Raw genomic sequence first — 17,007 nt, 5'->3', positions numbered from 1 at the left:
TTATGTGATGGCTAAAGAAGCAGCTCGTATTCGTCGTCGCGAGCGTAAGAATATTGCATCTGGCGTTGCGCATGTGAATGCATCGTTCAATAACACGATGATCACCATTACTGATGCGCAGGGAAATACCATTTCCTGGTCGTCTGCTGGTGCGATGGGGTTCAAGGGCTCGCGTAAGTCCACGCCTTATGCTGCCCAGATCGCTGCCGAAGATGCTGGTCGCAAGGCGGCTGAGCACGGCATGCGGACGTTGGAGGTCGAGGTTTCGGGTCCGGGTTCCGGGCGTGAGTCTGCTCTGCGTGCGCTTCAGGCCGCAGGCTTTCTGGTGACTTCCATTCGTGATGTGACCCCGATTCCGCATAATGGTTGCCGCCCGCGCAAGCGTCGGCGCGTCTGATCCGCTCTCCACCCGCAGATCCGCAATGGTCCGCGGGTCTTCTGCCCGGTTTCTCCTCCCGCATGGGACGGGCCAACGTTTCCACTAGAGGTTGACCACTTCGGTTCGGACTCTGGCTCGGCGAGAACACAAGGTGATGCAAGTGATTCAGAAGAATTGGCAAGAGCTGATCAAGCCCGAAAAGCTGCAGGTTGTTCCCGGACAGGACCCTCAGCGTTTTGCAACAGTGGTTGCCGAGCCGCTTGAGCGCGGGTTTGGCATGACGCTGGGCAATGCTCTGCGTCGCGTTCTCCTGTCTTCACTCCAGGGTGCGGCTGTCACGTCTATTCATATTGACGGTGTGCTGCATGAGTTCTCCTCGATTCCTGGTGTGCGAGAGGACGTTACGGATATCATCCTCAATGTGAAGGATGTGGCGATCAAGATGCAGGGCGATGGCCCCAAGCGGATGATCGCCAAGAAGGTTGGTCCCGGTGTCCTGTACGCTGGCGACATTCAGACTGTGGGCGACATCCAGGTGCTGAACCCGGGGTTGCCGATCTGCACCCTTGATGAGGGCGCGGAACTGCGCATCGAGTTCACCGTTGATACGGGCAAGGGCTATGTTCCGGCTGACCGGAACCGTCCTGAAGATGCTCCTATCGGCCTTATCCCGATCGACAGTCTTTATTCTCCGGTGCGCAAGGTCTCTTACAAGGTTGAGAATACCCGTGCAGGGCAGATTCTTGATTATGATAAGCTGACCATGCAGATTGAGACCTGTGGCTCGATTTCGGCTGAAGATGCGCTCGCTTATGCCGCACGTATTCTTCAGGACCAGCTTGAGATCTTCGTCAACTTCGAAGAGCCCAAGCGTGAAAGCGAGGCAACCGCCATTCAGACGCTGCCCTTCAGCCCGGCGCTTCTGAAGAAGGTTGATGAGCTTGAGCTTTCGGTCCGTTCGGCCAACTGCCTGAAGAACGATAATATCGTTTATATCGGCGACCTGATTCAGAAGAGCGAGACGGAGATGCTCCGCACGCCGAACTTCGGTCGGAAGTCGCTGAACGAGATCAAGGAAGTGCTTGCTTCTCTCGGCCTGCATCTGGGTATGGAAGTGCCCGGTTGGCCGCCAGAGAATATTGAAGAGCTTGCCAAGCGCTTTGAAGAGCACTTCTGACCAAAGAACCTGTTTGCGGCTCGAGCCGCTCAATCATTCGGCTCGCTCGCCGTAACCATTTAGGAGTTCGCCGTCATGCGTCACGGCAAGGTACATCGTAAATTCAACCGCACCTGGGAACATCGCAAGGCGATGTTCGCCAATCTCGCGAGTGCGCTTATCACGCATGAGCAGATTGTGACCACGCTTCCGAAGGCGAAGGATCTTCGCCCTGTCGTCGAGAAGCTGGTGACGCTTGCGCGTCGTGGTGATCTGCATGCGCGCCGTCAGGCTATTGCCGAGTTGCGTGATCCGGCCATCGTTCGCAAGCTGTTCGATGTTCTGGCGCCCCGCTACAAGGAGCGTCCCGGTGGGTACACCCGCATCATCAAAGCGGGCTTCCGCTATGGTGATTGCACTCCTGTCGCAGTGATCGAGTTTGTTGATCGCGACGTCGAGGCAAAGGGTGCTGCTGATCGTGCGCGTCTTGCTGCTGAAGAGGCAGAAGCAGCCTGATTTCAGGTTGTGGATTCTATGCTTTTGGAAAGGGGTGGCTTTTGCCGCCCCTTTTTCTTTTTGGTTTTTTTTACGGGGCGGGTCTGGAGAGATTCTGCCGGGCGGGCCGATGCTGGGGTGCTTCTTGGCATCTGGAGATGGGGCGAGGTGAAGCTGATTGCCTGCTGTCGTGAGCAGGGGCAGATAGAGGCTTGCCCATTAAAACCAGTTTTTTGATAAACCGATCATCCAAGATGTAGATGATGCGACCTCGGCTTGTGGAAAGTCCCTACTGATTTCTCCGGCTTACAGACACCTGAAGCTGAATGAGCACCAATCTCTGGTGGCGTAGGTAAGGCAAGCTGAGCAGGCCCGTGCCTACTTAAGGGGAGCCGGGAAGTGCTGCGGGGACAGCTCTTCCACACATCCTATGCCTCTTCCTGCGGAATTGAGGAAAATATCTTTGGTGACTTGCATAAGGCACTCTAGGGTCGAGACTCAATTTGTCCACCAAGTGATTGCGGCGGCGAGGCAGAGGGCGGACATGAAGATGTCTGCGCATTTGTCGTATCGGGTTGCGATGCGGCGGAAGTCTTTGAGCCGACAGAACATGCGCTCGATGAGGTTTCGGCCGCGATAGGCATTGCGGTCGTAGGCGTGTGGGTTCTTGCGCGTGGGATTGGGCGGAATGACGGGTTCTGTTCCCCGCCCGGTGAGCCAGTCGCGCAGGCTTGCGGCATCATAGGCACGGTCGGCCAGCAGCTTGTGGCTGGGACAGCGGATCGCGAGCAACGCTTTGGCGCCCGCGAGATCGTGAGCATTGTCGGGTGTGAGCGCGAAAGCAACAGGACGGCCGATATCGTCGCTCAACGCGTGGATTTTGGTCGTGCGACCGCCGCGCGAGGTGCCAATGGCATGATGACAAGCCCCCTTTTGCGCCTGCCGCCGAGCGATGAGCCTTGATGTGGGTGGAATCCACTGACCCGGTGAACACGCCCGTCGAACCGGTCAGGGCATAGAAGATCCGTTCCCACACGCCCTGACGGCTCCAGCGGTTCCAGCGATTGTAGATCGTCGTGGAAGGACCGTAGACCGCTGGGCAATCCTTCCAGCGACCGCCCGAGCGCAGCATGTGCATAATGCCTGAGATTACCCGGCGGTCATCCACTCGTCGCGCTCCACGCCGGCCGGTGGGAAGGTGAGGCTGGATCGCTTCCCACTCCGCATCCGACAGCCAATAAACGTCCCGCTTCCTTGCCATCCGAACACCTCCGGACAACAAGGAATCAGACCCCCGCTGATCACGCAACATCAATTGGGTTTCGACCCTAGTGCTCTCACTGGTCCCGCACTTATGCTCATGCAGGAACATAGGAAAACCTGCATACATAATGCTCAGGTTTTCATCAGATTGATGTGTGAGGATAGCATTTGGACCAATATGGCCGCAGCCATGGTCTCAGCCAAAGCGCATCTCATGCGCTCTATAAGTGCGCGATAGCTTAAAATCAGACTTTTAGAACCCAGCCGTAACAGGATGCCGCGCCTTCAGCGCCCCTTACAAAAGGGATGCGATGCAGATCACTCCGCGAGCCTCGGTACACGGATTATTTTCGACACCCTTTGCCCAGCTTCGGCGGGCCGAGATCTTTTATCTCTGGCCATAGGGGGGCGGAGCATTCCGCAGGGTCTTCTCCGCTCTCACACGCCCGCGCGATTTCAAGCCTGCATCTCATCATGCAGGCTTCAGGAAGGAGCGGCGGCTGCCACTCCTTCCTGCACCGCTATTCACGTGCTCAACGCGAGCCGCGCATGTCAGCTTCCATGCGCAGGCGGTTGGGGCTGTCAAACAGCACCTTGTAGGACTGATAGTTCTCCATCACCCGCTGGACATAATTGCGGGTTTCAGAGAAGGGGATCAGCTCCACCCAGTCAACCACATCAACCTGCGGGTCGCGTGGATCACCGAAGCGCTCGATCCAGCGACGCACATTGCCGCGGCCGGCATTGTAGGCGGCGAAGGCGAGCACGTAATTGTTGTCATAGAGGCGCACGAGCTCGCCCAGCTCGGCCGCGCCAAACTGCACATTGTAGGACTGGTCGCTGCGCAGCTTGGATTCATTGTAGGGCACACCGGTCAGGCGCGAGACCTGACGGCCGGCGGCCGGGGTCACCTGCATCAGCCCCATCGCATTGGCGCTGGAAAGCGTGGAGGGATTGAACTGGCTTTCCTGACGGGTGATGGCATAGACCGCTGCGGTTTCCACCCTGTCACCGATTGGCGAGTAGCGGGGAATGCCGAAGGTGGGATAAGCATCGCGCTCCACCGGATGCCCCATGGCAACACCCTCCTTGCCGGCAACCAGCGCACCGCGCGGGTCGCTGTTGGATTTGGCAAGTTCTGACAGCAGGGAGATATGTGCCGGGTTATCCAGCCGCCACGCCAGATCATAATAGATGGTCATCGGGGTGGTGCGATCGCCGATGGCGTAGAGCATGCGAATGGCCTGCACGGGTTCCATGCGGGCGAATGTCTGCTTCTCGCTGAAGGAGGCCGAAGGCGACTTGCGCAGGCTGACAGGGGTGGCGCCAAGACGGGTGCGCGCGAGCTGGCCATAATAGGTCCAGGAATAGTTCGCGGCATTCTGGTAGTGGTTGCGCGCCTGCATGTTGCTGCCCTGAGCCTCTGCCGCGCGCCCCTGCCAGTAATAGGCGCGGGCAAGTGCGATGGGGTTCTTCTGGCCATGGGCGACACGGGCGAAATGGGCGGCGGCCGTGCGGGGATCATTCAGAAACCGCAGCGCGATCCAGCCCGAGGTGAACTCCTGCTCGGCCCTGTAGTTGTCAGATGTCGGCGTTACACCGGTGGCGGCCACCTGATAGGCTGCGCGCGCCTGTCCTTCTTCCAGCAGCTTGCGGGAGAGAAAGCGGCGCTCCATCCACCATGCATCCGGGCTGAGTTGGGCATTGGCGGTGGAGACACCCGCAAGCAGTGCCCGCGCGGCCTCGCTGTTCTTGTCCGCGCGGCGCAGCACCTGCGAGCGGGCAAACAGATAGGCCGGATCGTTCCGCAGGGAGCTGGGAACGGCATTCATATATTTGTTGGCATCATCATCGCGATTGGCGACGGCCAGACCCGCACGGGTGAGGGCGACCACATCGGAACCGGCGCGGGAGGCCGCGCGCATGGCGGTGGCCGAATCCTTTTCATAGGTAAAGCGTTCGGCCCGGGCCTTATGATCCGCACGGGTGATGACATTGCCGAACTCTTCGAGAATCGTGTTCTCGAAACGCTCGTTCAGATTGTCCTCGCGCCAGGCGCCGCGCACCCATTGGGCGGCATCAGAGCGGTTGCCATTTGCCGCCAGTGCACGGGCGAGGGCGACCTTGCCTTCTCCACTCAGGGGCGGCTGCTGCGCAAAGAATTGCAGGGCGCGATTGTGGTTGCGGTTTTCCTGAAACAGAACACGCTCTGCCCGCCGGCGCAGGGTGGACTGTGTTGGCCAGCCGGGATTCTCCTGAATGAAGGCGGCGATATTGTCGAAGCCGAAGTCGTTCGGGGACTGGCGAATGACCATCCAGTAGACGAGCTTGCGGGCGACCGGATCCTGGATCTGGGCGGCAACGGAAAGAGCCTCGCTCGCGCGGGAGCGCCGTGCGGCATCCACCGCGACTTTCAGACGCTCCAGATCAGCCCGCGAAACATTGGAGGAGCTGCCGATGGTTGGTGCGGCCTGCGCCGGGCGCGGCGCCGGGGCATTGAGATTGACTGTCTGAGTCCCGCCGGACCTTGAGCTGGAATGGGCGGCATCCGGCTTGGACGGGGGCAGCGGCGCCGCCAGCGAGGCTGTGGACGCCGCGCCCGCCAGGGCGACAGTGATCGCCAGGGTGCTTGCGGAGATCAGGCTCGAAAATGGCGACATGACGCTTCCTCGTACTCAGGGACTTTCTAACGAGACCCTATGTTCAACCACTGGCCTTGAAGAAATATTAAGACCTGGGAAACTCGTGCGCGGAAGATATTTTGCGTGCATGAAGGTGGTTCAGGAAGGCGGCGAAAGCAGGGCTGTGCACGGCATGAGCGAGAAGGTCTTTGCGGATGGCGCGCAACAGGTTATGGATTTCGTTTAGCATCGTTTCATTTCGATGCGCGTCGGCTGGTTGCAAACTGTCTTCATCGTGCCGATTTAACCTGTATGTCCAGAATTCAAGGCGTTCTCCATGTCGCCCATCACGGCTCTTTCATCCTTCCGCGGTTCCTTCACGGCTCTTGTCACGCCCTTTCGCGATGGGGGGCTGGATGAAAAGGCTTTTCGCAAATTCGTAGACTGGCAGATCGCTGAAGGTTCCCATGGGCTTGTGCCGGTGGGCACCACGGGTGAGAGCCCGACAGTGAGCCATGACGAGCACAACCTCCTGGTGGAATGGGCGGTGGAGCAGGCGGCCGGCCGTGTGCCGGTGATCGCGGGGGCGGGTTCCAACAATACGCTGGAAGCCATCTCGCTCAGCCAGCATGCGCAGAAGGTGGGGGCGGATGCGCTTCTCATCGTCACGCCCTATTACAACAAGCCCAATCAGGAGGGGCTGTTCCAGCATTTCAAGGCCATCGCCAACGCGGTGGATCTGCCCATCTTCATTTATAATATCCCCGGCCGGTCGGTAGTCGACATGTCGGTGGAGACGATGACGCGGCTGGCGCAGATTCCGAATATTGTCGGCGTGAAGGATGCCACGGCTTCCATGAGCCGCATTTCGCTGCAACGGCAGGCAATGGGGCCGGACTTCATCCAGTTCTCGGGTGAGGATGCCACGGCGCTGGGCTTCATGGCCCATGGCGGGCATGGCTGCATCTCTGTCGCCTCCAATGTGGCGCCGCGTCTGTGCGCGGAGTTCCAGAATGCATGCCTGAAGGGCGATTATGCGAAGGCCCTGGAATTGCAGGACAAGCTCTTGCCATTGCACATGGCGCTGTTTGTCGAGAGCAACCCGACGCCGACCAAGTATGCCCTTTCCCTGCTCGGCCTGATGAGCGAGGAGGTTCGCCTTCCGCTGGTTCGGGTCACGGACATGACGCGTGCAACGGTGCGTGCTGCCATGAAGCATGCCGGTCTGATTGACTGAACATGAATCGCTTCAGCCATGGCGGGCTTTGGCCTGCCTTGGCTGGGCATGCAGAAGGGGTGTCCCTTATCCCCTCCCGCGGGGCCCGGCATTGGTTGCAAACTGACGCCATTGGTAGAATATGCGAGACCATGAGCAGCAAGAAAAACGATGCCCCCCGCAGGATTGCCGCAGATAATCGCCGGGCGCGCTTCGATTATGAGATCAAGGAAGCCATAGAGGCGGGCGTTTCGCTCACCGGCACGGAAGTGAAGAGCCTGCGCACGGGCAAGGCCACGATTGGCGAGAGCTATGCCGCGCAGAAGGGCGGGGAGATGTGGCTGTTCAATGCCTATATCCCCGAATATCTTGAGGCCAACCGCTTCAATCATGAAACCCGCCGCCCGCGCAAGCTTCTGCTGCACAAGCGGGAAATCGCCAAGCTCGCCAATGCGGTGGAGCGTGATGGCATGACTGTGGTGCCGCTGAAGATCTATTTCAATGATCGCGGCCGGGCCAAGGTTGAGCTGGCCCTTGCCAAGGGTCGCAAGACCCATGACAAGCGTGAGGTTCTGAAAGAGCGCTCATGGCAGCGCGACAAGGCCCGTCTGTTGAGGGATCGCGGCTAGTTTCAGGGTATTTCGCACCGTGCAACCGGGAGAGGGCGCTATGGCGCCGCGTCCAGATACTGGCGCACGGCCGCGAAGACATCATGAAACATTGCCGTGGTAAGCTTGCCCGTATTGGTATTGTAGCGCGAGCAGTGATAGCTCGCGAACAGGCGCAGCCTGCCGACATCACCGCTCACGCCATGCCCGAACTTCAGCCGTGAGGCGGGCAGGCCGAGGGTCGCGAGAGTGGAATCATGGGCGATCTTGCCCAGGGTCACCACAGCACGCAGCCGCGGCATGGTTTCCATTTCCGAATTCAGGAATGGACGGCAGGTGCGGATTTCCGCAGGCGTGGGCTTGTTCTGCGGGGGCACGCAACGCACGGCATTGACGATGCGGGCGTCCTTCAGTGTGTAGCCATCATCGGGGGAGGCGCGATAGGTTCCGCTGGCGAAGCCGAACTGCAGCAGGGTGCTGTAAAGCAGGTCGCCGGCATAATCCCCGGTGAAGGGGCGTCCGGTGCGGTTTGCTCCGCGCACGCCGGGCGCAAGGCCCACGATCAGCAGGCGCGCATCCTGCGGACCGAAGGTGGGCACTGGCGCATTGAACCATTCCGGCTCCTGTACCCGCCATTCATCCCGGAAGGCGGCAAGGCGCGGGCAGAGCGGGCAGTTCCTGTCTGGAGTCAGGGCTGTGTCTTGTTGTGTCGGCATCAGAATCAGGAGGCTTCGTCTTCATCGGGGCAGGCCGCCTGAACGCTGCGGCGTTCCAGAAAGCGGGGCATCTCCTGCATCCGCCCATGCCGCTCCTGGGCCTCGCGCCCGATGCGGGACTGAAGGTCCACAAGGTCTATGAAAACATCGGCCTGCCGGCGCAGGTCATCCGCGATCAGCGGCGTCTGCGTGGAGATGGTGGAGACGACGGAAACGCGCACGCCCTTGCGCTGCACGGCTTCGACAAGGCGGCGGAAATCACCATCCCCGGAAAACAGGACGATGTGGTCCACATGGTCCGCCAGCTCCATGGCGTCGACGGCAATTTCAATGTCCATGTTTCCACGGATCCGCCGGCGGCCCTGAAAATCGGTGAACTCGCGTGCTGTCTTGGTGACGACGCTGTAGCCATTATAGTCGAGCCAGTCGAGCAACGGGCGGATGGAGGAGTATTCCTGATCTTCAATCAGGGTGGTGTAATAAAAGGCGCGCACAAGATAGCCACGCCCTTCAAATTCCTTCAGAAGCTTCTTGTAATCAATGTCAAACCCGAGCGCCTTGGTGGCCGAATAGAGATTGGCGCCATCAATCAGAAGAGCAATTTTTTCCATGCCGTGCATAAAATGTCCGCCGGTGGAACGGGTTGAAGGCAAATCTGGAACGAATGTAATATCGTTGTCAAAGGCATTTCTCTGCCGAAGGAGAGGGCAACGCAAGCGAAAAGCGGGGCAGGGTTGCTCATAATCGTGAATTGTTGTATCGCATGCACCTTCCCAGGCTATGATCAAGCGCGAAACGCGCATGAGGGAGTGCCGAGCTTATGGCCCGCGTCACGGTTGAAGATTGTATCGACAAGGTAGACAACCGGTTTGAACTGGTGCTGCTCGCTGCTCATCGCGCCCGTATGATTTCTTCGGGGTCGCAGATCACCATTGATCGCGACAATGACAAGAACCCCGTTGTTGCCCTGCGCGAGATTGCTGATGAGACAGTGAGCCCGGAGGATCTGAAGGAAGATCTGATCCACTCGCTCCAGAAATATACCGAAGTGGATGAGCCGGAGCCTGAATCCGTGCCTCTGGTCGCGGCTGGTGACAGCGGCTCGGGGGACGATGCGGACGTCGTCTTCGACCGCATGACCGAGGAAGAGCTTCTGGCCGGCCTTCAGGGCCTTGTGCCGCCGGAGCACAGCGACGACGACGAGGGCTGAGCCCTTCAGGCGGGATCACTTCCGCCTCCATGGCGAGAGATCTGAAAAAGGCCGGGTGGAATGCCCGGCCTTTTTCTTTGGCTTTTTCTCCGGGGCAGAAGATCGCCTCAGGGGCAGGGGTTGCCGTGGAGCTGATGCAGGGCGTTGATCTTCTGCTCGATATCCGCGGGCAGGGCCAGTTCGGCCGCATCAATATTTTCCCTGAGCTGCTCAAGGCTGGTGGCGCCAATGATATTGGTGGTGACGAATGGGCGCGTCGTCACAAAAGCTTGGGCAAGCTGCACCGGTGTCCAGCCCACTTCGCGCGCCAGAGCCAGATAGGCGTCAATCGTCTCCTCGACACCGGGCTTCTCATAACGCTGTCCGCGATTGAACAGGGTTGTGCGTGCACCGGCGGGGCGTGCGCCGCGCTGATATTTCCCGGTCAGATAGCCCTGCGCCAGGGGAGAATAGGCCAGCAGACCCACCTGTTCACGAATGGCGAATTCGGCCAGATCCGTCTCATAGATGCGGTTCAGGAGGTTATAGGCGTTCTGGTTGGAGACCAGACGCGGACCAAGGCCGCGCTCCGCGCCCAGCAGATAGCGGTGAAGACCCCATGAGGTTTCATTGGAAACGCCGATATGGCGAACCTTGCCGGCCTTGACCAGATCACCCAGCGCCTCGAGTGTTTCCTCGATGGCAACCTCCGGAGCCCCATCGCGTTCGGAAGGGGCCGTGGAGCCGAACAGCGGGATATCACGATCAGGCCAGTGGACCTGATAGAGATCGATATAATCCGTCTGCAGGCGCTTGAGAGAGCCCTCGACAGCCTCGCGGATATTGGCCGCATCAGGACGCGCCGGGCTTTTATCCGCGCGATACCATGTGTTCTGGGTGCGTCCCACCACCTTGGTGGCCAGGATGACCTTGTCGCGGTTGCCGCGCGCCTTCAGCCAGGTGCCGATGATCCGCTCGGTGGAGCCCTGTGTCTCCGGCCGCGGCGGAATGGAATAGAGTTCTGCCGTGTCAATGAAGTTGATGCCGCGTTCCAGCGCATAATCAAGCTGGGCGTGGCCTTCCGATTCCGTGTTCTGCTGGCCGAATGTCATGGTGCCAAGCGTGATGGACGACACCTTGATGTCGGTGCGCCCAAGGGGGCGGTAATCCATGGAAATGCTCCGGGCTGGTGGGCCGGTACGGGACCGGCAACGGGCTGGTGGGAGAATGCGCGGAGCATAGAGCAGTTCACGCCGGAGCGGAACCGTACGGTCAATGGTATTTCAGTAGCACAGAAGGGACGGCGGGGCCTGCGCCCCGCCATATGTCACGCCCCGACAGCCGTCCCTGCCAGATCATAGGCATCCGAGGCGGTGATCTTCACCGTGGCGATCTGCCCGATCCGCATCGGCCGACGGGAGGATACGCGCACCGTGCCATCAATCTCGGGCGCATCGCCCATGGTGCGGCCAATGGCGCCACCGGGCACCAGCTTGTCGATGATGACCTGCTGGCGGGTGCCGACCTTCTTCTTCAGCAGACGGGCGGAAACAAGCTGCTGGGCGCGCATGAAGCGGTCATAGCGCTCGGCCTTCACCTCTTCCGGCACCGCATCCGGCAAGGCATTGGCTGCCGCACCCGAGACCGGCTCGAACTTGAAGCAGCCGGCGCGCTCGATCTGCGCTTCCTCAATGAAATCCAGCAGTTCCTGGAACTCGGCCTCTGTCTCGCCGGGGAAACCGACAATGAAGGTGGAGCGCAGGGTCAGGTTCGGCACCGCCTCACGCCAGGCCCTGATACGGGCAAGGGTCTTCTCCTGAGATGCCGGGCGCTTCATGCGCTTGAGCACACCGGGGCTGCCATGCTGAAGGGGCAGGTCGAGATAGGGCAGTACCTTCCCCTCGGCCATCAGGCGCATGATGCCGTCCACATGCGGGTAGGGATAGACATAATGCAGGCGCACCCATGCCCCCAGCTCACCCAGTGCCTCGGAAAGATCCACGAAGCGGGCGGCGACTTCCCTGTCCTGCCACATGCTCTGGGCGTAGCGCAGGTCCACGCCATAGGCGGACGTATCCTGCGAGATGACCAGCAGCTCCTTCACCCCGGCCTTCACCAGCTTTTCCGCCTCGCGCAGCACCTCATTGGCCGGGCGCGAGACCAGATCCCCGCGCAGGTTCGGAATGATGCAGAAGCTGCACCGGTTGGAGCAGCCCTCGGAAATCTTCAGATAGGCATAGTGGCGCGGGGTGAGCTTGATGCCCTGTTCGGGCACCAGATCCAGAAACGGATCATGCGCCGGCGGTACGGCGGCATGCACGGCCGCCAGCACGCTTTCATATTGCTGCGGGCCGGTCACGGCCAGCACGCCGGGATGGGCGGCGGTGATCTCTTCCGGGTTCGCGCCCATGCAGCCGGTGACAACCACCTTGCCGTTTTCCGCCAGCGCCTCGCCAATGGCGGAGAGGCTTTCGGCCTTGGCGCTGTCGAGGAAGCCGCAAGTGTTCACAATCACGAGATCAGCGCCATCATGCTTGCGCGTGAGCTCATATCCCTCCGCTCTCAGGCGAGTCACGATGCGTTCGCTATCCACCAGCGCCTTGGGGCAGCCGAGTGAGACAAAAGAGATGCGGGGCGTGGGCTTGTGCGTGCCCAGAGGGCTTTCGATCGTGTCAGCCATGGGGCGACTTCTTTTGAAATGTAATGAGGAAAGGGCAGGCGTTAAGGGAGAGCGGGCCTGCCGTCAATCCTGTTTACCGCATTGCCACTGTGCGGCAGGGTGACCTTTGACAGCGCATGCGCCCGCCTTTAACCCTGCCTGTGCCGGGGTATCGTCTACCCATGCGGCCAAAAGAGGGGGAAGGCATGGAACCGGAAGTTCTGCTGGAAACCAGAGGTGAGGCGGGCGTTATCACGCTCAATCGTCCCAAGGCGCTCAATGCTCTGAATCTCGACATGGTGCGGGAAATCCTGCCGCAGCTCAGGATCTGGGCGAAAGACCCGGCGGTGACACGTGTCATCATCAAGGGGGCAGGGGAGCGGGCCTTCTGTGCGGGTGGCGATGTGCGTGCCCTGCATGATCTGGGCCGGGCAGGCCATGTGGATCAGGCCGTGCAGTTCTGGCGTGAGGAATATGTCCTCAATGCCTATATCGGCTCTTTCCCGAAGCCTTATATCTCTTTGATCGACGGCATCTGCATGGGCGGGGGCTTCGGCCTTTCCGCACACGGGCAATACAGGGTGGCGGGTGATCGCTACATGTTTGCCATGCCGGAAGTGAATATCGGCCTGTTCCCGGATGTGGGCGGCAGCCATGTCCTGCCGCGCCTGCCGGGTGCGTTCGGCCTGTTCCTGGCGCTTACGGCTACGCGTATACATGCGGCCGAGGCCCATGCCTGTGGTCTGGCCACCCATGTGGCCCACACCGCGGCTTTCCCGGCGCTGGAAGAGGCGCTGTGCTCGGGCATGGATGTTGAAACCGCGCTGGCCGAGCACTGCATTGTGCCGGGTGACGGCGCATTTGCGGCCCATCTTGATTTCATTGCCGAAACCTTTGGCGAGAAGAGCCTGCCGGCCATTTTCTCCCGGCTGGAGGATGCGGCTGGCGCGGGCGGGGCCCATGCGGAATTTGCCGCCACCTGCCTCAAGGCCATGCGCGCGGCTTCCCCCACCAGCCTGCTGCTGGTGATGGAGCAGATGCGGCAGGGCGCCCAGAAGAATCTGGATGATTGCATGCGGATGGAACTGCGCATGGTCTCCCGCGTTGCGGCAGGCAATGACTTCTATGAGGGTGTGCGCGCCGTGCTCGTGGACAAGGACAACAAGCCGCAATGGAAGCCGGCACGTCTGGAAGATGTGAACCCGGCGGACATCGCCCACCATTTTGATCCCATTCCCGAAGAACTCCAGCTTCTGGCTCCCGGCGCATGACCAGCCACTATGACCCGATAGACGCCAGCGCACGGGCTCATTGGGCCCGGCTTACACCATGGAGACAGCGGCTGTTCCTGTTTCTGCGGGGGGCCGCGGTTTTCCTGATGTTTCAGGGGGTCTTGAGCTGGGGTACCGTTATCGGCATTGGCAGTGGCACGCCCTCCTATTTCGAGACGCTGCCCATGGTCGCCCAAGGGGCTGTCATCTGGGGGGCGATCGTTAATCCTGTCGCGGCTGTGGGTCTGTGGTTGCGGGCGAACTGGGCGATCTTCTTCTGGATGGCCGCCATTTTCACGCAACTGGTGCTGGCCATCTGGGCACCCGTGAGCGCCATGCTGCTGGTCGTGACACTGGTGGAAGTGGTGCTGATCGGAATCTACTGGGCCATTTATGTGCGGACCTTGCGTGAGACGCCGGTAGACTGACCGGAAAGATCAAGCCTGAAACAGAACTGGCCCGCATGATGCGGGCCAGTTTGCGTTCAGGGGGTGTGCTGGCCTGTCAGGACCAGGACCCCAGATAGGCCAGCGTCGCGATGATGAGAATGATCGCCACGACGATCCAGTGGCGGGCGGCAAATTTGTGAAGAATCATGAGCGGTCCACACTTTCGCAGAAGGGATTGAAGAGTGATGGACCTTGCCGGAAGCCATCCGTCAAGTGCTCCGGCTGGCACTCTTCATGCTCGCAATGGCCAGCCTGCCATGCCCGGGATATAGACGGCAAAGTAATTGAACATGAATATTTGCGAATTGCGTTTCTGGCATGGGTGTCATCCCGATTCAGCAATTCTGACGGCAACATGTTGCGATGCAACGGATTATTGGCGCAGCATCTGGATGCCGTTTTGTAGTTTCCATCCGCGTTTTCTGCAAAATTTATGTGCTCGCCATCGTAATGTAACATGAATATTCTATACCGTGCTGCAGCAAATGCGCCGGAATGAATTTCACGAGGGGAGCTGGGCAATCCTTCCCCGCGTCCTGCCCTTTGAGGAGGAACGATTGACCAAGCACCTCGAGCCGTCGGCTTTCCGTAACAATCCCTTCCTCTCCAAGGTGACGGACGGGAATGCGTGGACCATGCGCCAGCGCGCCATGGCCATGACCGCGCAGCTTTCAGAGCTGTCCAATATGGGCGATCTCATCTCGCGTGCGACGGGACGCCATTTTTCCAGCATCTCCGCCACCCATGGCCAGCGCCTGCGCCAGACCTTCAATGAGCTGACCAATCTGGTGGCCGAGGTCACGAAGGAGAACAACTCCTTCTCCTCCGTGATGAAGGATTTCCAGAGCTATGCGGTGGATCGCACCCAGCGTGCCCTCCTCACCGCCGATGTTCTGCGCGAGCGCGGTGACAACTTCTTCACCCATGAGGCCGCCGGGTGCCCGCCGGTGCTCATCTATGACTATGATGTGGTGATGAATGGCCGCGACCTGCCGCGTCCGTGCAATTATTCCCTGCTGAAGATCCGCGCGCCGGAAGGCGTGGAGACGGTGGATACCAAGCGGCCCTATATCATCATTGATCCGCGGGCGGGCCATGGCGCGGGCATTGGCGGCTTCAAGTCCGACAGCCAGGTCGGCGTCGCGCTCAAGAACGGCCATCCGGTCTATTTCGTCAGCTTCAGCCGGATGCCGGAGCCAGGGCAGACCCTTGCCGATGTCGGGCGTGCCGAGGCCGCTTTCGTCCGCTATGTGCAGGACCAGCACCCTGATGCCTCCAAGCCTGTGGTTATCGGCAATTGCCAGGGCGGCTGGGCGACCCTGATTCTGGGCGCCGCCAACCCGGATATCACCGGTCCTCTGGTACTGAATGGCGCGCCGGTTGAGACATGGTCCGGTGATGTGGGGGCCAACCCCATGCGCTATAATGCCGGTGTGCTGGGTGGCCAGATGCAGCCGATGTTCTGGTCTGACATCGGCGATGGCGTGTTCGATGGCGCCTGGCTGGTCCTGAATTTCGAGATGCTGAACCCGGGCCGTACCTGGTTCCGCAAATATTATGACCTGTTCGAGAAGGTGGACAGCGAGCGCGAGCGCTTTCTGGAGTTCGAGCGCTGGTGGGGCGGCTTCTTCCTGCTGAATGAGGCGGAGATCGTGTGGATCGTCCGCGAGCTGTTCGTCGGCAACAAGCTGGCGCGCAACGAGGCCCGCCTTGAGCATGGCCGGGTGCTGGATGTGAAGCAGATCCGCTCACCCATCATCGTGTTCGCCAGCCATGGCGACAATATCACGCCGGTGAAGCAGGCTATCAACTGGATCATGGATGCCTATGCCGACGAAACGGAAATCCGCATTCGCGGCCAGCGTATCGTCTATATGGTGCATGACAAGATCGGCCATCTCGGCATTTTCGTCTCGTCCTCCATCGCCAAGCGGGAGCATGCGGAGGTTTCCTCCACGCTGCGCACCATCGAGGCGCTGGCGCCCGGTCTTTATGAGATGAAGATCGACGAGATTCATGGCGAGGGCGAGAATGAGCACTTCACCGTCTCTTTCGCCGAGCGCAAGATGAGCGATCTGCCGGGCTATGCCGATGGGCGCGAGGATGAGGTGCCCTTCGCGGCGGTTCAGCATGTCTCGGAACTTCAGGCCGAGCTTTATGACGTGTTCATGCGTCCCTTCGTGCAGGCCAGCGTGACCCGCGCCAGCGCTGAAATCGGCCGCATGATGCATCCGTTGCGGTTGCAGCGTGCCCTGGTTTCCTCCCGCAATCCGTTCATGGCGCCCCTTGAGAGCATCACCCGCTCGGTGAACGAGGATCGCAAGACCGTTGCGAAGGACAATCCCTTCGTGCTGGCGGAAAAGCTGATGGCGGATGCCTTCGAGCAGACCATGGATATCGTCCGTGATGTGCGCGATGCCTGCTATGAGATGACCTTCTATTCCATCTATGCCACGCCCTACATGCACTGGTTCGGCCGGAACTACAGCTTCGACCGTACCCGCAAGAGCAAGGCGGAACTGCTCGGCCTGCCGGAGGTTCGCACGGCGCTGATGCATGTCAGGTCCGGCGGGTTCGCCGAGGCGGTGATCCGCATGCTCATCATGCTGGCGGGGGCCCGTGAGACGGTGCGCCGCGACCGGCTGGAGCGCTCCGCCCATGTGCTGACGCAGGATGAGCCTTTCAGCTCCCTGCCCAGCCAGCATCTGGCGCAGATCGTTCATGAGCAGACACTGATCGTGGAATATGCCCATGAGGAAGCTGTTGCGGCACTGCCGCACATGCTGAAGACCGAGGAAGAGCGCCTGAAGGCTGTCGAGGTGGTGCAATATGTGCCCGGCGCTCTGGATGAGATGGAGCCGCGCACTCTGGCCATGATCCAGCGCTTCCGTGAAGTGCTGGGCCTGGGACCGGTCACCACGGATATCACGGAAGATCCGCTTCAGGCCGTGACTGTGGAAGTCGCCGCCGAGTAAGGCAAAAAGG

The 17,007-nt window shown here is 60.2% G+C and carries 15 protein-coding genes; 9 read left to right on the top strand and 6 right to left on the bottom strand.

Annotated elements, in window-relative coordinates:
* The first annotated feature begins 7 nt into the window (after window positions 1-7).
* From rpsK to rplQ, 3 genes are all read left to right on the top strand, one after another.
* Complete coding sequence (rpsK, locus tag ACT6QG_RS05035; protein WP_444976511.1) at window positions 8-397, top strand: 30S ribosomal protein S11; 390 nt, start codon at window positions 8-10, stop codon at window positions 395-397.
* Window positions 398-533: 136 nt separating this feature from the next.
* Window positions 534-1,556 carry a DNA-directed RNA polymerase subunit alpha gene (locus ACT6QG_RS05030; protein ID WP_444976510.1) on the top strand — a complete coding sequence of 341 codons (1,023 nt, stop codon included), beginning with the start codon at window positions 534-536 and terminating at the stop codon, window positions 1,554-1,556.
* Between the two features lie 75 nt (window positions 1,557-1,631).
* Window positions 1,632-2,051 carry a 50S ribosomal protein L17 gene (rplQ, locus tag ACT6QG_RS05025; RefSeq protein ID WP_444976483.1) on the top strand — a complete coding sequence of 140 codons (420 nt, stop codon included), beginning with the start codon at window positions 1,632-1,634 and terminating at the stop codon, window positions 2,049-2,051.
* A gap of 477 nt (window positions 2,052-2,528) precedes the next feature.
* On the opposite strand, the gene ACT6QG_RS05020 is transcribed toward rplQ, so the two are convergent.
* A protein-coding gene (locus tag ACT6QG_RS05020) for an IS5 family transposase (protein WP_444976482.1) occupies window positions 2,529-3,291 on the bottom strand; the annotation gives its coding sequence in 2 pieces (ribosomal slippage) (window positions 2,529-2,963 and window positions 2,965-3,291; 762 coding nt in all).
* A gap of 535 nt (window positions 3,292-3,826) precedes the next feature.
* Window positions 3,827-5,953, bottom strand: a complete 2,127-nt coding sequence (locus ACT6QG_RS05015; RefSeq protein WP_444976481.1) for a lytic transglycosylase domain-containing protein — start codon at window positions 5,951-5,953, stop codon at window positions 3,827-3,829.
* Between the two features lie 298 nt (window positions 5,954-6,251).
* On the opposite strand from ACT6QG_RS05015, the gene dapA reads away from it, so the two are divergent.
* Window positions 6,252-7,151: a 4-hydroxy-tetrahydrodipicolinate synthase gene (dapA, locus tag ACT6QG_RS05010; protein ID WP_444976480.1), complete on the top strand. Its 900-nt coding sequence runs from the start codon at window positions 6,252-6,254 to the stop codon at window positions 7,149-7,151.
* Between the two features lie 131 nt (window positions 7,152-7,282).
* Window positions 7,283-7,759 (top strand): SsrA-binding protein SmpB, encoded by a 477-nt coding sequence (gene smpB / locus ACT6QG_RS05005; RefSeq protein WP_444976479.1) that lies wholly within the window; start codon window positions 7,283-7,285, stop codon window positions 7,757-7,759.
* A gap of 38 nt (window positions 7,760-7,797) precedes the next feature.
* Here the strand turns inward: smpB and ACT6QG_RS05000 are convergent, their stop codons facing one another.
* Both ACT6QG_RS05000 and ACT6QG_RS04995 read right to left on the bottom strand, forming a co-directional pair.
* A complete protein-coding gene (locus tag ACT6QG_RS05000) occupies window positions 7,798-8,454 on the bottom strand; it encodes a uracil-DNA glycosylase (RefSeq protein WP_444976478.1) in 657 nt (218 codons plus the stop codon).
* A gap of 5 nt (window positions 8,455-8,459) precedes the next feature.
* Window positions 8,460-9,074, bottom strand: coding sequence for a LabA-like NYN domain-containing protein (locus ACT6QG_RS04995; protein ID WP_444976477.1), 615 nt, complete (start codon window positions 9,072-9,074; stop codon window positions 8,460-8,462).
* 200 nt (window positions 9,075-9,274) lie between these two features.
* Here ACT6QG_RS04995 and rpoZ point away from each other — a divergent pair, with 200 nt between their 5' ends.
* Window positions 9,275-9,664 (top strand): DNA-directed RNA polymerase subunit omega, encoded by a 390-nt coding sequence (gene rpoZ, locus ACT6QG_RS04990; RefSeq protein WP_444976476.1) that lies wholly within the window; start codon window positions 9,275-9,277, stop codon window positions 9,662-9,664.
* Between the two features lie 107 nt (window positions 9,665-9,771).
* Here the strand turns inward: rpoZ and ACT6QG_RS04985 are convergent, their stop codons facing one another.
* Both ACT6QG_RS04985 and rimO read right to left on the bottom strand, forming a co-directional pair.
* Entirely contained in the window at window positions 9,772-10,815 is a 1,044-nt protein-coding gene (locus ACT6QG_RS04985) for an aldo/keto reductase (RefSeq protein ID WP_444976475.1), read from the bottom strand.
* 155 nt (window positions 10,816-10,970) lie between these two features.
* Window positions 10,971-12,323, bottom strand: a complete 1,353-nt coding sequence (rimO, locus tag ACT6QG_RS04980) for a 30S ribosomal protein S12 methylthiotransferase RimO (protein WP_444976474.1) — start codon at window positions 12,321-12,323, stop codon at window positions 10,971-10,973.
* Between the two features lie 185 nt (window positions 12,324-12,508).
* On the opposite strand from rimO, the gene ACT6QG_RS04975 reads away from it, so the two are divergent.
* The 3 genes from ACT6QG_RS04975 to ACT6QG_RS04965 all read left to right on the top strand — a co-directional run bounded on the left by ACT6QG_RS04975 (window position 12,509) and on the right by ACT6QG_RS04965 (window position 16,997).
* Window positions 12,509-13,573: an enoyl-CoA hydratase/isomerase family protein gene (locus tag ACT6QG_RS04975; protein ID WP_444976473.1), complete on the top strand. Its 1,065-nt coding sequence runs from the start codon at window positions 12,509-12,511 to the stop codon at window positions 13,571-13,573.
* Window positions 13,570-14,001 carry a DUF6163 family protein gene (locus tag ACT6QG_RS04970; RefSeq protein ID WP_507237414.1) on the top strand — a complete coding sequence of 144 codons (432 nt, stop codon included), beginning with the start codon at window positions 13,570-13,572 and terminating at the stop codon, window positions 13,999-14,001. The genes ACT6QG_RS04975 and ACT6QG_RS04970 overlap by 4 nt, the downstream gene beginning before the upstream one ends.
* 578 nt (window positions 14,002-14,579) lie before the next feature.
* A complete protein-coding gene (locus tag ACT6QG_RS04965; protein ID WP_444976471.1) occupies window positions 14,580-16,997 on the top strand; it encodes a DUF3141 domain-containing protein in 2,418 nt (805 codons plus the stop codon).
* Window positions 16,998-17,007: the final 10 nt, after the last annotated feature.

The organism is Haloleucobacter ellipsoideus (assembly GCF_052491725.1).
The sequence above is the reverse complement of the archived record's forward strand: the minus strand, read 5'-3'. Positions and strand labels throughout refer to the sequence as shown.

Bases quoted from the DNA above. Each gene is read 5' to 3' on its own strand.
- rpsK (WP_444976511.1), top strand. From the start codon at position 8: ATGGCTAAAGAAGCAGCTCGTATTCGTCGTCGCGAGCGTAAGAATATT.
- ACT6QG_RS05030 (WP_444976510.1), top strand. From the start codon at position 534: ATGCAAGTGATTCAGAAGAATTGGCAAGAGCTGATCAAGCCCGAAAAG.
- rplQ (WP_444976483.1), top strand. From the start codon at position 1,632: ATGCGTCACGGCAAGGTACATCGTAAATTCAACCGCACCTGGGAACAT.
- ACT6QG_RS05015 (WP_444976481.1), bottom strand. From the start codon at position 5,953: ATGTCGCCATTTTCGAGCCTGATCTCCGCAAGCACCCTGGCGATCACT.
- dapA (WP_444976480.1), top strand. From the start codon at position 6,252: ATGTCGCCCATCACGGCTCTTTCATCCTTCCGCGGTTCCTTCACGGCT.
- smpB (WP_444976479.1), top strand. From the start codon at position 7,283: ATGAGCAGCAAGAAAAACGATGCCCCCCGCAGGATTGCCGCAGATAAT.
- ACT6QG_RS05000 (WP_444976478.1), bottom strand. From the start codon at position 8,454: ATGCCGACACAACAAGACACAGCCCTGACTCCAGACAGGAACTGCCCG.
- ACT6QG_RS04995 (WP_444976477.1), bottom strand. From the start codon at position 9,074: ATGCACGGCATGGAAAAAATTGCTCTTCTGATTGATGGCGCCAATCTC.
- rpoZ (WP_444976476.1), top strand. From the start codon at position 9,275: ATGGCCCGCGTCACGGTTGAAGATTGTATCGACAAGGTAGACAACCGG.
- ACT6QG_RS04985 (WP_444976475.1), bottom strand. From the start codon at position 10,815: ATGGATTACCGCCCCCTTGGGCGCACCGACATCAAGGTGTCGTCCATC.
- rimO (WP_444976474.1), bottom strand. From the start codon at position 12,323: ATGGCTGACACGATCGAAAGCCCTCTGGGCACGCACAAGCCCACGCCC.
- ACT6QG_RS04975 (WP_444976473.1), top strand. From the start codon at position 12,509: ATGGAACCGGAAGTTCTGCTGGAAACCAGAGGTGAGGCGGGCGTTATC.
- ACT6QG_RS04970 (WP_507237414.1), top strand. From the start codon at position 13,570: ATGACCAGCCACTATGACCCGATAGACGCCAGCGCACGGGCTCATTGG.